At 68.8% G+C, this 14,000-nt stretch carries 11 protein-coding genes; 10 read left to right on the top strand and 1 reads right to left on the bottom strand.

Translation table 11 applies throughout. The features are described from left to right. The first annotated feature begins 14 nt into the window (after window positions 1-14). From M0G41_RS12865 to M0G41_RS12905, 9 genes are all read left to right on the top strand, one after another. Window positions 15-2,621 carry a beta strand repeat-containing protein gene (locus M0G41_RS12865; RefSeq protein WP_248210048.1) on the top strand — a complete coding sequence of 869 codons (2,607 nt, stop codon included), beginning with the start codon at window positions 15-17 and terminating at the stop codon, window positions 2,619-2,621. A 197-nt stretch (window positions 2,622-2,818) separates the two neighbouring features. After that, window positions 2,819-3,802 (top strand): AAA family ATPase, encoded by a 984-nt coding sequence (locus M0G41_RS12870; RefSeq protein ID WP_248210049.1) that lies wholly within the window; start codon window positions 2,819-2,821, stop codon window positions 3,800-3,802. A gap of 7 nt (window positions 3,803-3,809) precedes the next feature. Next, window positions 3,810-4,796: a DUF58 domain-containing protein gene (locus M0G41_RS12875; protein ID WP_248210051.1), complete on the top strand. Its 987-nt coding sequence runs from the start codon at window positions 3,810-3,812 to the stop codon at window positions 4,794-4,796. A 1-nt stretch (window position 4,797) separates the two neighbouring features. Continuing rightward, the gene (locus M0G41_RS12880) at window positions 4,798-5,256 is read left to right on the top strand and encodes a DUF4381 domain-containing protein (protein ID WP_248210052.1); all 459 of its coding nucleotides are present in this window, start codon (window positions 4,798-4,800) and stop codon (window positions 5,254-5,256) included. Beyond that, window positions 5,256-6,251, top strand: coding sequence for a vWA domain-containing protein (locus tag M0G41_RS12885; protein ID WP_248210053.1), 996 nt, complete (start codon window positions 5,256-5,258; stop codon window positions 6,249-6,251). The genes M0G41_RS12880 and M0G41_RS12885 overlap by 1 nt, the downstream gene beginning before the upstream one ends. Beyond that, window positions 6,251-8,098, top strand: a complete 1,848-nt coding sequence (locus M0G41_RS12890) for a VWA domain-containing protein (RefSeq protein WP_248210054.1) — start codon at window positions 6,251-6,253, stop codon at window positions 8,096-8,098. Before M0G41_RS12885 ends, M0G41_RS12890 begins: the two co-directional genes overlap by 1 nt. Beyond that, window positions 8,095-9,759, top strand: a complete 1,665-nt coding sequence (locus M0G41_RS12895; RefSeq protein WP_248210056.1) for a BatD family protein — start codon at window positions 8,095-8,097, stop codon at window positions 9,757-9,759. The genes M0G41_RS12890 and M0G41_RS12895 overlap by 4 nt, the downstream gene beginning before the upstream one ends. An 87-nt stretch (window positions 9,760-9,846) precedes the next feature. Continuing rightward, entirely contained in the window at window positions 9,847-11,352 is a 1,506-nt protein-coding gene (locus M0G41_RS12900) for an alanine/glycine:cation symporter family protein (protein WP_248210058.1), read from the top strand. A gap of 21 nt (window positions 11,353-11,373) precedes the next feature. Then, window positions 11,374-12,666 carry a dicarboxylate/amino acid:cation symporter gene (locus M0G41_RS12905; RefSeq protein ID WP_248210059.1) on the top strand — a complete coding sequence of 431 codons (1,293 nt, stop codon included), beginning with the start codon at window positions 11,374-11,376 and terminating at the stop codon, window positions 12,664-12,666. Between the two features lie 17 nt (window positions 12,667-12,683). Here M0G41_RS12905 and M0G41_RS12910 read toward each other — a convergent pair whose 3' ends face one another. Beyond that, window positions 12,684-13,442 carry a class I SAM-dependent methyltransferase gene (locus tag M0G41_RS12910; protein WP_248210060.1) on the bottom strand — a complete coding sequence of 253 codons (759 nt, stop codon included), beginning with the start codon at window positions 13,440-13,442 and terminating at the stop codon, window positions 12,684-12,686. Window positions 13,443-13,566: 124 nt separating this feature from the next. Between M0G41_RS12910 and M0G41_RS12915 the strand changes: the two genes are divergently transcribed. Beyond that, the gene (locus tag M0G41_RS12915; RefSeq protein WP_248210061.1) at window positions 13,567-13,908 is read left to right on the top strand and encodes a hypothetical protein; all 342 of its coding nucleotides are present in this window, start codon (window positions 13,567-13,569) and stop codon (window positions 13,906-13,908) included. Window positions 13,909-14,000 lie beyond the last annotated feature (92 nt).

Here is a 14,000-nt window from a genome sequence, read left to right on the forward strand (position 1 = left end):
CGCGGAGAGTTCCTATGAAACTGAGTAATGCCTTCCATGCCGCCGTGCTGCTTGCCGGCTCAATGCTGCTTGCCGCCTGCGGGGGCGGCGGAGGAAGCGGCAACGACTCCGGGTTCAATCCGCCTGGTATCAATGTGTCTGCTTCAGCTGCCTCGAACTCGGTGCAGTCCGGGCGGCCGGTCAACATCACGGTGACGGTCAGGCAGGCAGGTGGCGCCGCGATTCAGGATGGCACGCAGGTGACCGGAGTCGTGGCCCCTGCCAACGTGGGCAGCGTGGTGGCCCTTGGGCCGAACGGGCCGCTGGCCGGCTCGACCGCCACCACGGTCGGCGGCGTGGCCAACTTCCGTTTCACCGGCGGTGCGGTCGGCACGGCGACGGTAACCTTTTCAGTGGCCGATCCCAGCGCGCCCTCGCGCAACGTGACCGCGACCGTCACGCTCACGGTTACTCAGGGCATCGATCGCCTGACCCTCGAATCGACCCGGCTTTCGCTTCCGGCCAATACCTTCAATGTCGCCCCGTTCTTCGGATCCCCCTACATGTCCGAGGTCACCATCACGCTGCGCACCGCCAGCGGGGAGCTGGTGAATGCTACGAATGGTGTGCAGGTATCGGTCAATCCGGTCGGCAACACCGGCGGTTTCTCGACCCTGGATGACGCCGCGACGCCTGAGAACGAATTCCTGGTCCGTCTGGGCCAGGGCCCGGTCGACGTGGTGGCTGGCAAGGCCACGGTGTTCCTGCATTCCCTGAACTTCACCGGGCAAACCACCATGACGGTCACCGGGCAGGACCCGGAAACCGGCGAGACCGTGAGTGCGTCCCAGGTCTACACCATCGTTGCCAGTTCGCCGGCTCTGCCGGCCACGGTCAGCGTCAGCCCGACGGCTGCGCCGCAGTACGTGCAGTCGTCCGGTGGCAATACCTCCGGCCGCTTCGACGTCCAGGTCACCGACGGCAATGGCGAGACGGTTCCGAATCCGGTCTCGGGCAACAATGCTTTCAACAATGTCCGCCTCGAGCTGATCGGCGACGCCAACGGTGCCCGCCTGTCCGGGACCAACGCCAGCGGCCAGGCCGTCAGTGGCACGGCCATCTCTGTGCGCACCACCAACGGCATCGCCGGCGCTGTGCTGATCTCCGGCAACGTGCCGGGCAACGTGCAGATCCGCGCCACGGCTGATCGCGCAGACAACAATGTCGACAACGGCATCAGCGACGCCGTGTTCAGCCAGCGCACGATCGCGATCTCCGACGGCGTGATGTTCGATATCGACATCACCCAGCCCACGGCAAATGCGCTGTTCGTGAACCGCGTCTCGGACGACGTGACCACCCCGGGCGGCACGGTCCCCCCCGATCCGGACGGAACCTACAGCCTGGTGATCAGCGCCATCGCCACCGATCGCCTTGGCAACCCCGTTCTTCCCGGCACGACGGTCAGTTTCGGCCTGATCGACGAACCGCAGCTCGATGGGCTGGGCACCTTCCTGATCTCCGGGAATGACGGCGATCCGCAGGAAGGCGGGCGCAACTTCTCCGCTCCGGGTGGTGCCTTCACCACGGCGGGTGGCGGGGCGGGTCCCGGCGATGCCCTGGTGCTGTTCGGCGAGGAGGTCACCGGCAACCGCGACCATGAAAGCGCCCGTCGCATCAGTGCCATCACTTCGCGCTCGACGCTGACCGTGGACCGTCGCTTCAACCACAACGACACCACCGGTTCCATCGTGAACTCCGGGCCGGTCCTGCCTTACGTGATCGGCCGCGCTGCAGACGGCAACATCGTCGCCTCGGGCACCACCGACGAGCGCGGCGTTGTCACCGTGCGGATGAACTACCCCGTGTCCAAGCTGGGCAAGGTGGCGATCATCTGGGCGCAGGGCGATGGCGACATCGTGGCCAATGCCCCGGAAACCGTGGGTGATGTCGAATTCACGGTGTTCGCCGGCGTTGCTGATGCAGTGCTTTCGGTCAGCCCGACCACCATTCCGGGCAACACGACTACCTCGGTCGCGGCCTGCGTGGTCGATGCCCTCGGCTCGCCGATTTCGGGGATCGATGTCGGGTTCAGCTTCGTCTTCAGCGGCGGCGGCACCGGCAGCGTCGATGGCGTGACGGGCTCGGGCGGTTTCGCATCGCCGACTGACTCCAGCGGCTGCACCACGGGCAGTGTCACCACCAGCGCGGTGGTCCAGAACGGCAGCCAGCTGCGGATCAGCGCGGTTGGACAGACCATCAACGTGAACATCACCGTGGGCAGCTTCGTGTTGACCGCCAATCCCTCGTTCTTCTTCGGCGGTGGCGGCGTAACCACGCTGCGACTTGTCGATGACCGCGGCAATCCCGTCGCCGGTGTGCAGCTCTCGGGGACCTGTACGGGTTCCGGCGGTGCGGTCATCGGCACGGCACCTGATCGCGGACAGACCGGCGTGACGGACGCCAATGGCCAGGCCCGCTTTGCCATCACCACCGAACGGCTGAACCAGAACAACGCGGCGGGAAGCGGCACCTGCACCTACTCGGTGCCGTCTGGTCAGCCCAGCGCCACGGTTCGCCTCCAGGGCGTCGACCTTTGCGACGCGGCCTTCAGCCCGCCGAATCCGGGCTGTGGTCCCTGACCAAGGGCGTCCGGGGCCGATCTGCTGATCGGCCCACGGAGATCGTCTCAACACGGCCCCGGGCGCTCCCCGGGGCCTTTTTGTTGGCTGAGCGGTTACTGCCGGGACCAATGGCGCATGGTGAACGCCGCCAAGGGCTGCTAGCGTGCGCGGTTGCGCAGGCGCGCCCCTGAACAACCGGAACGAGCACGATCGCTATGGAAGGATTCGAACCCGCCTCCCTGCAGAGCCGATTCAGCCAGCTGCGCGAGGGGCTGGCCGCCGATGTCGTCGGACAGCCAGCCCTTGTGCACCGGCTCCTCCTTGCCCTCCTCGCCGATGGCCATCTCCTGGTGGAGGGGGCGCCGGGCCTTGCCAAGACGACCGCCATCAAGGAGCTGGCCTCGCGCCTCGAGGCCGACTTCCAGCGCATCCAGTTCACGCCCGACCTGCTTCCTGCGGACCTGACCGGCACCGATGTGTTCCGCCCCCAGGAGGGTCGCTTCGAGTTCCAGCAGGGACCGGTCTTCCATAACCTGTTGCTCGCCGACGAGGTCAACCGGGCACCAGCCAAGGTGCAGTCCGCCCTGCTTGAGGCCATGGGCGAGCGACAGGTGTCGGTGGGCAGGACCACCTACCCGCTCCCCGAGCTCTTTCTGGTCATGGCCCCCCAGAACCCCATCGAGCAGGAGGGCACCTATCCTCTCCCCGAGGCCCAACTTGACCGGTTCCTCTTGCATGTCTGCATCGATTACCCGGACGCCGATGCCGAGGTCAGGATTCTCGAGCTCGCTCGGCGACGCGCCCGCGGTGGAGAGCGGCCGCGCCAGGCGGCCGAGCTGCTCAGCACGCAGGAGGTGCTCGCCGCGCGCGCAGCGGTGCTCGATGTGCATCTCGCGCCGCAGGTCGAGCAATATCTGGTCGAACTGGTGCAGGCCAGCCGCAAGCGCTCCCGTTACGGGCAGGCGCTGCACCCGCTGATTGCCTTCGGGGCCAGCCCGCGCGGCTCGATTGCGCTGGACCGCTGCGCGCGGGCGAATGCATGGCTCGACGGTCGAGACTTCGTGACGCCGGACGACGTGCAAAGCGTCGCGATCGATGTGCTGCAGCACCGGATCCTGCTCAGCTACGAGGCCGAGGCTGAGGGCACGCGCCCGGCTGAAGTGGTCAGGCGGCTGCTCCAGGCCGTTCCGGCTCCCTGAGCGCGGCATGGACCTGCATCACGGGCGCCAGCGTCCGACTGCCCAGCCCGGCGATTTCGGCCTTGCCCTATCTGGCGCAGAACGCATTCGCAGCAGCGTGGCCTCGCTGGCGGCGCTGCGTGGATACGCGGGCCTGCTTCGAGGGACCCGCGCCAAGGCCGTTCGCCAGCCTCGCGCGGCGCAATCGCATTCGCCCTTCCGCGGACGCGGCATGGAATACGCCGAGTCCCGCCCCTACAGCCCGGGCGACGATGCCCGGCATGTCGACTGGCGGGTCAGTGCGCGCACCGGCCAGCTGCACAGCAAGCTCTACCACGCGGAGCGCGAGCGGATCAGCGCGGTGCTGTTCGATTCCGGGCCGTGGATGGCTTTCGGGACGCGTGGCTGCTTCAAGACGGTCCAGGCAGCGCGCTTGGCCGCGCTGTTCGCCTGGGATGCACTCGGCCGCGGCGACCGCGTGGCCGCGGCGAGCAACCATCCCGCACAAGCCCTGCTGGCCCCCGCTGGCGGAGAGCGCGGCGTACTGCGCCTGCTGGCCCAGCTTTGCCGCTGGCAGCCGCTGGCCAGCGCGTCGACACCGTCACAGCCGGGGCTGGCAGGCCCCCTTGCCCGGCTGGAGCGCCTGTTGCGTCCGGGAAGCCGGCTGCTACTCACCGTCGATGCACACACGCTGGACGAGGGCGCATTGAGGCGCCTGGCGCACCTGCGCATCCACCATGACCTCATGGTGGCATTGTTGGTCGACCCGCTGGAGCAACGCGCGCCCTCGGCGCCGGCCCTGCCGGTAAGTGATGGGGAAACCACGCTGTGGCTCGACGCCGGTGCCGGTACGTCGAGGACCCGCTGGAACCAGGCCCTCGGCAGTGTCTGGCGGACAAGGCTCGGAGAGCTGCACCGTGCGGGCATCAGCGCCAGGGCGGTAAGCACCACCGACTCTCCCGTCGATGCACTGCGCGATCTGATGCGCGGCGCGCTCTTCGAGCCGGATCGCTGAGGTGGGCTCCACCCTGCCGCTTCGCGATATCCACCTGCCGCCCGAACCGGGCTGGTGGCCGCCGGCACCGGGCTGGTGGATGCTGGCCCTGTGCCTCGTTGGCGTCTTGATCCTGCTTGCAGTGCTCGCCTGGCGCAGCCTGCAACGGGCCCGGCTGCGTCGGCAGCGGCTGGCGGTATTGGAAGGCCTGCTGCGGGAGGCCGGAGAGCCGGCCATCGATCGTATTCGCGCCTGCGCCGAGGCGCTACGCAGGGTGGCCGCATCCGAGGCGCCGGAGTGCGCCAGGCTGAACGGCGAGGAATGGCTTGCGTGGCTGGACCGCGACCTTCCCGGGAAACCCTTCAGCGAGGGTCCGGGGCGGGCCCTGCTGGATGCGCCCTATCGGCCCTCTGCTGAGCCGCAGCAGGCAGAATCCCTGGTGCGTCTGGTTCGCCAACGCCTTCGCGGGGACTTCCGGTGATGGAATTGGCCGCACCCTGGGCGCTCACCCTGCTCCCGCTGCCCTGGCTGCTGGCCTGGCGCCGCAGCGAAGGCAGCCAGCGGATCGCTGCGGGCGCTATCCGCTGGCCGCATTGGAAGGAGGTCAGCGCGCTGGCCGCTAAGCTCGCGCCAAGGCGGAATTTTCCTGGCTGGCTGCCTGGCCTCGCCTGGCTGCTGCTCTGTCTGGCGGCCGCACGACCGGTGGAATGGAGTGAGCAGATGCCGACCCAGCGCTCGGGCCGGGAACTGATGCTCGCGGTCGATGTCTCCGGCAGCATGGCCGCGGATGACATGGTGATCGGAGGCCGCCGCGTGGACCGGCTCACAGCGGTCAAGGCGGTGGCCGGGGACTTTCTCGAGCGTCGTCAGGGCGACCGGGTCGGACTGATCCTGTTTGGCCAGCAGGCCTTCCTGATGACCCCGCTGACGCTCGACCTGGCCAGCGTGCGCTACCAGCTCGACACCAGCGCGATCGGACTGGCCGGCCGCGAGACCGCGATCGGCGACGCCATCGGCCTTGCCGTCAAGCGACTGCGGGAGCGGCCCGAGGCCGAGCGGGTGCTGGTCCTGCTGACCGACGGCGTGAACACCGCCGGTGCCCTCGACCCCGAGTCCGCGACCCAGCTGGCGGTCCAGCATGGCCTGCGCGTGCATACGATCGGCATGGGCAGCGAGGACGGTGGCCGAAGCGGCCTGTTCGGACTGATGATGCCGGCCACAGGCGCCGAGATCGACGAGGCCATGCTGACCTCGATCGCCGAACGGACCGGAGGTCGCTACTTCCGAGCCAGAAACGCCCGCGAGCTGGCGGAGATCTACGCGGAACTGGATCGCCTGGAGCCGCTTCCGGAGTCCGCTTCGCCGGTCCGTCTGCAGCGCGAACGCTTCATGCTGCCGCTGGCGGCCGGACTGGCCGTGTTGATGCTCGCCTGGGCCCTCCCTCGCTGGCCCAGGAAGACGGGGCAGGGGGCATGATGGCCGGCCTGTTCGAGTCCCTGATGGCTTTCCATTTTCTTCGGCCGCTGTGGCTGCTCGCCCTGCCGCTGGCCTTGCTGCCCTGGTGGCTGGCGAAGCGGGGAGCAGCAGTGGATTCACCCTGGGCACGCTGGGTCGATCCTGAACTTCTGCCCCATTTGCTGGTGGATGGGCCCGCCGGCAACTCCGCCGGCCGGGCAGTGGCCCTGTCGGCGCTGCTCATCATTGCCAGCCTCGCCCTCGCCGGGCCGGCCTTTCGCCTGGCCCCGCAGGCCGAGATGGTGCGTGAGTCGGCGTTGGTCATCGCCCTCGACCTCTCCGCCGGGATGCGGGCGGCGGATGTCCCGCCCGACCGCCTTTCCCGGGCGCGCTTCGAAATCGCCGATCTGCTCCGCGAGCGCGGCGATGGACAGACCGCGATGATTGCCTTCGCCGGCGAGGCATTCACCGTGGCCCCGCTGACCGATGACGCCTCGACGCTGGAGTCGCTGCTCTCGGCGTTGGAGCCGGACGTCATGCCGGTTGCCGGGCAGCGGCCCGAGCGGGCGCTGCGGCTGGCGGCCGAGCTGCTGGGCAATGCGGGACACGACTCGGGGGACATCCTGCTGGTCACCTATGCCCCCGGGCGGGATTCGCTGGCATTGGCCGGCGAGCTGGGCCAGCGGGGCATCCGGACCTCGATTCTGCTGCTGGGTACCGACGCCGGCGCGCCCGTGCCAGAAGCGCAGGGCGGGTTCCGCAGCGGCGAGGACGGCCAACTGGAACTGGCGCCGCGCGACCTGGACGGGGCCCTTGCAGTGGCCCGGGCGGGGGCGGGGCGCGTCGTGGCGGCCGAAGCCGACGACTCGGACACACAGCGCCTGCTCGCCTTCTGGGAATCGGCGGAAGCCCGGCTACGCGAGCGGGAAGAGGATGGGGCCCTGCGCTATGTGGACGAAGGGCCGTGGCTCGCCCTACTGGCCCTCCTTCCCGCGCTGTTCGTGCTCCGGCAGATCTCAGCAGGGCGGGCGATCCTGTTTCTCGGCGTGGGATTGATGGGTATTCAATCGGCCCCGGTCCGGGCCGAGGACAGCTTCTGGCAGGGACTCTGGTCGCGGCCTGACCAGCGCGCCTGGCAGGCCCTCGAAGAGGGCAATGCAGCCCGCGCCCGGGTGCTCGCGCAAACGCCGGGTCTCAGCGGGGCGGCCGCCTACCGGGAGGGAGACTTTGCCGCCGCGGCCGAGGCCTTCGGTGCGGAAAGCGACGCCGTCGCGCACTACAACCGGGGCACGGCGCTGGCTCGCGCCGGCAGGCTGGAGGAGGCCCTGTCCGAGCTCGATGCCGCGCTGGGGCTGGATCCCGACCTGGACGATGCCCGGCACAACCGGGATGTTGTCCAGCGGGCACTGGAGCAGCAGGCCGCCGAGAACGAATCGGGCGAAGAGGGCGATCCGGAATCCGGCGCGCAGCAGGGCGAATCCGAGCCTGGCGAGGCCGGTGAGGACGCGGAATCCGAAGCGGGGCAGGACCAGGCCGACGAGGCCGGCGCCCAGGGCCAGCCCTCTGAGCGTGAGTCCGACGAGTCGGCTGAGCGCGAATCGGAGGGCGAGGCCGGCACCGAGCCGGATGCCGAACGCGAGGCAGCCGAGGCGCAGCGCCAGGCCATGGAAGAGGCGCTGGCCGAGCAGCAGGCCGATGCGCTGGAAGAGGGCGATACGGCAGCGGATAGCGAGGCCATCGAGGCGCGCGAGGTCCAGCAGGCCAGCGAGCAGCTGCTGCGGAAGATTCCCGACGACCCCGGCGCCCTGCTGCGGCGCAAGTTCGCACTGGAACAACGGCGTCGGGTACTGGAAGGAGACCAGCGATGAGCCTGCGGTGGATGGTCCGTGTCGTTCTGTTGACCTGCCTGGGCTGGGCGTTGCCGGCCAAGGCCGAGGTGCGCGCGTGGCTGGACCGGGAACAGGTGGCGCTCGGCGAGACGGTTACCCTGAATATCGAGGTCCAGGGGGCAGGGGTCGCTGCGCCGGATTTCTCGCCGCTGGATGCGGAATTCGAGCGCCGCGGCAGCTCCAGCAGCTCGCAGATTTCCCTCGTCAACGGGCAGCGCAGCGCCACCACCCTGTTCGCTGTGTCGCTGCAGCCCCGGCGCGAAGGCGAGCTTCGGGTGCCGTCGATCCTGGTGGGCGGTGAGCGCACGCCCGAGTTGAAGATCGCCGTCGGCCCCTCGCCGATCGATACCGGGAGCGGCGGCGACGTGTTCCTGGAAGCCACGCTCGGCGCCTCCGAGGTCTACGTACAGCAGGAGGTGGTGTATTCGCTGAAGCTCTTCTACGCGCTCAGTCTCTGGGACGGCCAGCTCGATGCACCGACTGGCGAGGGCCTGCAAAGCGTCCGGCTCGGTGACGACCTGAAGTACCAGGTCGAGCGCGCGGGCCGGCGCTACTCGGTGATCGAGCGCCGCTTCGCCCTGATCCCGGAGCGCAGTGGCACCTTGACCGTCGAGGCGGCCCGGTTCGAAGGCACGGGCCTGGAGCGCGGCGGCTACGGCGGCCTGATCGGCTCGGGCGGCATCCGACTCAGTGCAGCCGGCAAGCCACTGACGCTCGAGGTGAAGCCGCGCCCGGCCGGCGCCGAGGAGCCCTGGCTGCCCGCCGCCGAGTTGCAGCTGGACTCGACGGGCGAGTCCTGGCCGGCCGAAATCCGGGTCGGGGAACCGCTTAGCCTTGGGCTCCAGCTGCGCGCCAAGGGATTGCTGCCGGCCCAGCTTCCAGAGCTGGAGCTGCCTCCGATAGCTGGTGCAGCGGTGTATCCAGACCAGGCGGCCAGCCGTGACCTCAGCAGCGGGGAGGGTCTGGCCGGCGAGCGTTTCCGGCGTTTCGCAATCGTGCCGCAGAAGCCAGGAACGCTGGAGATTCCGGCCGTACGCCTGCCCTGGTGGGATACCGGAGAGCACCGGCAGCGCTGGGCCGAGCTGCCGGCGCGCCGTATCGAAGTACTGCCGGCGGCAGGGACTGCGGCCCCGAGCGACCCGGGAGCTGCCTCGTCGGGGACGCCTGCCGACAAGGAAAGCTTCGCGCGGGGCCCGGCGTCTCCCGCGTATGGCCTGCCCGCCTGGCCGTTCATGCTGCTGAGCCTGGTGCTGGCCGTCGGTTGGTGGTTGAGTCTGCGCCGCCGCGCGCTGCAGGTGTCGGTGCCGGCGCCCGCAGCGCCCGTCGAGCCCTCAGCGGCGGCGCCTGACCTGAAAGCGGCGCTGCGCGAGGGCGATGCGCACGCTATCTCATCGGCCCTGCAGGCCCTGGCGCCCCCGGGCTACGGTCATTCGTTGCGCGCCGTCGCCTCCGCCCTCGCCGACGTCGCGCAGCGCGATGCTGTGCTGGCGCTGGAGCGCCATCGGTTCGCGCCGCCGGGCATCGAGCCCGCCTCACCGGTCGAGGCCCTGCGTGCCGCATTCGCCCGTGGTCCGGTCTGGCGCGCCAGCGACGCTGGGGCCGGTCGCGCCGCCTCGCGCTATCCGCCGCTGTACGGCTGAGCAGATCCGGCGTGCTCCGGTCTGCCGGGAAACCGCGCATGGCTGGTGGTGTAGACTCCGGGCCCTTGTCCGGTTGAGGAATGGTTCATGATCAAGCGTGTAGGGGCATTGCTGGCTGGCTGCCTGGCATCCATGGCAGCGGCCGCGCAGTCGCCCGAACCCGGCATCGACGAGCGCATCAACGCGGCGGTCACGCCGGTCAGCACCGCGATCTCGGACGCGATCTTCTACGCGATCCCGATGCACGGCACCGAGTTTCCGCTGATCGTCGGCTGGCTGGTGCTGGCGGGCATCATCTTCACGCTGTACTTCCGCTTCATCAATTTCCGCGGCTTCACCCACGCCTTCCGCCTGCTGCGCGGCGACTACAACGATCCCAAGGCGCCGGGCGAAGTGACCTACTTCCAGGGGCTTTCCTCGGCGGTATCCGGAACTGTCGGCCTCGGCAATATCGCCGGCGTGGCCGTGGCGATCACCCTCGGTGGCCCGGGCGCGACCTTCTGGATGATCCTCGCGGGCATCCTCGGCATGGCGACCAAGTTCGTCGAGTGCACGCTGGGCACGCAGTACCGGCTGGTGAAGCCGGACGGGACCATCTCCGGTGGCCCGATGTACTACCTCTCGCGCGGCATCGGCGAGCATTACCCCAAGCTGCGTGGCTTCGGCATCGTGCTGGCGACGATCTTCGCCATCTGCACCATGTTCGGCGCGATCGGTGCCGGCGGCATGTTCCAGGCCAACCAGGCCTATGCGCAGATCGCCAGCATTTCCGGCGGATTCTTCGACGACAAGGCCGCGCTGTTCGGGATCATCTACGCGATTCTCGCAGGTGCCGTGCTGATCGGCGGTATCAGCCGCATCGGCCAGGTCACCGCCAAGCTGGTGCCCAGCATGGCGGCTCTGTACATCCTTTCTGCGCTGGTCGTGCTCGCCATGCACGCGGCGGATATTCCCGCGGCCCTCATGACCATCATCGGCGACGCTTTCAACCCCGAGGGCGTAGTCGGCGGCATCGTCGGCACCCTGATCATGGGCTTCCGCCGCGCCGCGTTCTCCAATGAAGCCGGGCTGGGCTCGTCGGCCATCGCCCACTCCACCATCCGCACCCGGGAGCCGGTCAGCGCCGGCATGGTGGCCTTGTTCGAGCCCTTCGTCGATACGGTGATCATCTGCACCATGACCGCCCTGGTCATTGTCATCACCGGTGCCTACATGCAGGGCGAGGGTGTGGAGGGCGTTCGCCTGACCTCGATGGCGTTTGCCTCGGTGATGCCCTGGTTCCCCTACCTGCTGGCCTTCCTGGTCCTGCTGTTCGCCTTCTCGACCACCATCACCTGGGGCTACTACGGGGCCAAGGCGGCGAGCTTCCTCGCTCGCGAATCGAATGCCGTACTCTACGGATTCAAGGCGTTCTATCTGGTCATGGTGGTGGTTGGCTGCACCATGCAGCTCAGCGCCATCGTCGATCTCGCCGACGGCCTGCTGTTCATCATGGCGATCCCCAACCTGATCGGCATGTACCTGCTGGCTCCGGTGGTCAAGCGCGAACTCGCGGCCTACATGGAACGGGTGCGTAACGGAACGACGCGTTAAGAGCCGCCCGGGAGCCCGACGATGAAGCGCAAGATCCCGCTGCATACCCAGATGCTGATTGGCTTCGTCGTCGGCGCCGTGGCCGGCATCCTCGGTAACCTGTTCTTCGGTGGCGCCGGCTGGCTTGAGGCGCTGGTCAACTACGTGGCGCAGCCGATCGGTCAGATCTTCCTGCGCCTGCTGTTCATGCTGGTGGTGCCGCTGGTGTTCTCGGCGCTGGTGCTCGGCGTGGTCGAGATCGGTGACCCGAAGTCGCTCGGCCGGATCGGCGGCAAGACGCTCGGCTACGTGGTGGTGGTGACCGCGCTGGCGGTCACCATCGGCCTGGTGACCGTCAACGTGCTGCAGCCAGGACGCGGCCTGCCGCCCGAGGTCGGTAACGCCATCCTCGCCAGCTCGGCGGAGAATGCCGGGGCCATCGCCGCCAAGCGCGAAGGTGTGTCGGGCATGGATCTGCTGCTCAACATCGTCCCGCGCAACCCGCTGGCTTCAGCGGTCAACGGCGATCTGATCGGAGTGATGTTCTTCGCCCTGATGTTCGGCATCGCCGCGGCGGTGCTGCGCACCGACGGCACCCGGAGCTTCCTGGGGGCCGTGCAGGGCATCTACGACATTTCCCTGCGCCTGATCGACTGGATCATCCTCACCGCGCCCTATGCGGTGGCGGCGCTGTTGTTCGCGATCACCGCCAAGTTGGGCGTCGACGTGCTGGTCCAGCTGGCCCGCTTTGTCGGCACGGCCACGCTGGCGCTCGGCATCCACTTCTTTGTCGTGTTTCCGCTGCTGGTGCGGCTTGTTGGCGGCATGTCGCCGCTGGAGTTCTTCAAGCGCGCCGAGCCGGCGATCCTCACCGCATTCTCGACTTCATCCAGCTCGGCGACGTTGCCGACCACGCTGATGGTCGCCGAGGACCGCCTGGGCGTGCCTCGCCGGGTCGGACGATTCGTCTGCACGCTGGGCGCCACGGCCAACATGAACGGCACTGCGCTGTTCGAGGGCGTGACCGTGCTGTTCCTCGCCCAGTTCTTCGGCGTCGAACTGAGCCTGGTCCAGCAGATCACCGTCCTGCTGCTCTGCATCCTCGGCGGCATCGGCGCGGCCGGCGTTCCTGGCGGCTCGCTGCCGGTGATCGCTATGATCCTCGCCATGTTCGGCATTCCGCCGGAGGGCATCGGCCTGATTCTGGGCGTCGATCGCTTCCTCGACATGTGCCGGACCACGGTCAACGTGACCGGCGACCTGGTCGGTGCGGTGGTGGTCTCGCGGGGCGAGCCGGACGCCGAGGTGCCAACAGTGGAGGCCGCGCAGGGCTGAGTCTGCGCCGCCGTCGCTCAGTCTTCGACCCAGCCGGCGACCATCACCCGCTTGCGGTGGACCAGCTGCTCGTAGCCGTCGTCCGGCACCGGCAGCACCTCGACGCGCGAAAAGCCGATTCGCTGCATGATCCAGACCAGGGCCTCGGTGCTCGGCACCAGGCAGATGCCGGTGGTCGAGGCTTCGGGGCCGTGGGTCTCCCCGGTTTCGTCGATGATGCCGAAGCTGCCCTTGAGCGGGCGCACGAAGCGGTAGCTGCCGTAGTCGACCCAGCCGGTCATGCCCGGCACCACCTGGGTCTCCACCAGGCACAGCCGGCGGCAGTGGGCGCGGGCGGCGCGCAGCGCGCCGACCGGATTCTCCAGGTGATAGATCAGGCCGAAGCAGAGCACGAGGTCGTGCAGGCCCAGCTGCAGGGGCTCCAGCTGATGGACGTCGGCCTGGCGGACCTGCCAGTGGGGCAGGCCGAGCGCGTCGCGGATCAGGCTGGCGTCGGCGACGTGCTCCTCGCGGGCATCGATGCCGGTGACGCGGGAGAAACCCCGCTGGGCGAGATGCGCCGAGAACCAGCCCTGGTGGCAGGCGAGGTCAAGCGCGCTGAGCCCGTCGAGACGATCGTCGAAGGTGCGCGCCAGTTCGGCGTCCAGCATCTGCGTACGGGTGTGGTGGATGGCGTCGAGCACGCCACCATCGTAGGTCGGCGTCTGCCGCCCGGAGGGCAGGCGGAAGGGGTAGAACCAGGTCTTGGCCAGGGCCCGGGATTCGAGGTCGGTCATGGAGGCTGCCTTGCCGCAGGGGGCGCAGAGTGTAACCGGCCCCTACTTCCGGCAGTCACAGGACGTGCGGGGGTGCGTCATGATCCCTGCAAGCCGGCGCCACGCCGGCGCTGTGGAGCCCCCCATGACGACGACGCTTTTCCTGATTGGCCTGATGGCCCTGTTCCTGATCGCCCTGCCGGTGCTGCTGTTCAAGCTGGTCTGTGGCGTGTTCAGCATGATCGGCTGGCTCTTCGGGGCCGTGTTCAGCCTGATCGGCGGAGTCTTCTCCGCGGTCTTCGGGCTGTTCACCGCGCTGGCCGCGATGGTGCTGGTGCTGGCGATCGTGCCGCTGATCCTGGTCGCCGTTGGATTCGGCCTGATGCTGCCGGTCCTTGTGCCCGTGATGCTGGTCGTCGGCCTGGTCTGGCTGATCGCGCGCGCCGCCCGTCCGGCCCCCGCGCCCGCCCAGCTGCCGGCGCCCTAGCAGGGCGCGATAAGTTCTGCCGCGCGGGAACTTTTCCCGCGCGGTAGGGTCGGGGCTCTGACCGGGCGCATTCTGCCCGCCTACCAGGATTC

It is taken from the genome of Pseudomarimonas salicorniae, from assembly GCF_023156535.1.
GTDB lineage: Bacteria > Pseudomonadota > Gammaproteobacteria > Xanthomonadales > Xanthomonadaceae > Pseudomarimonas > Pseudomarimonas salicorniae.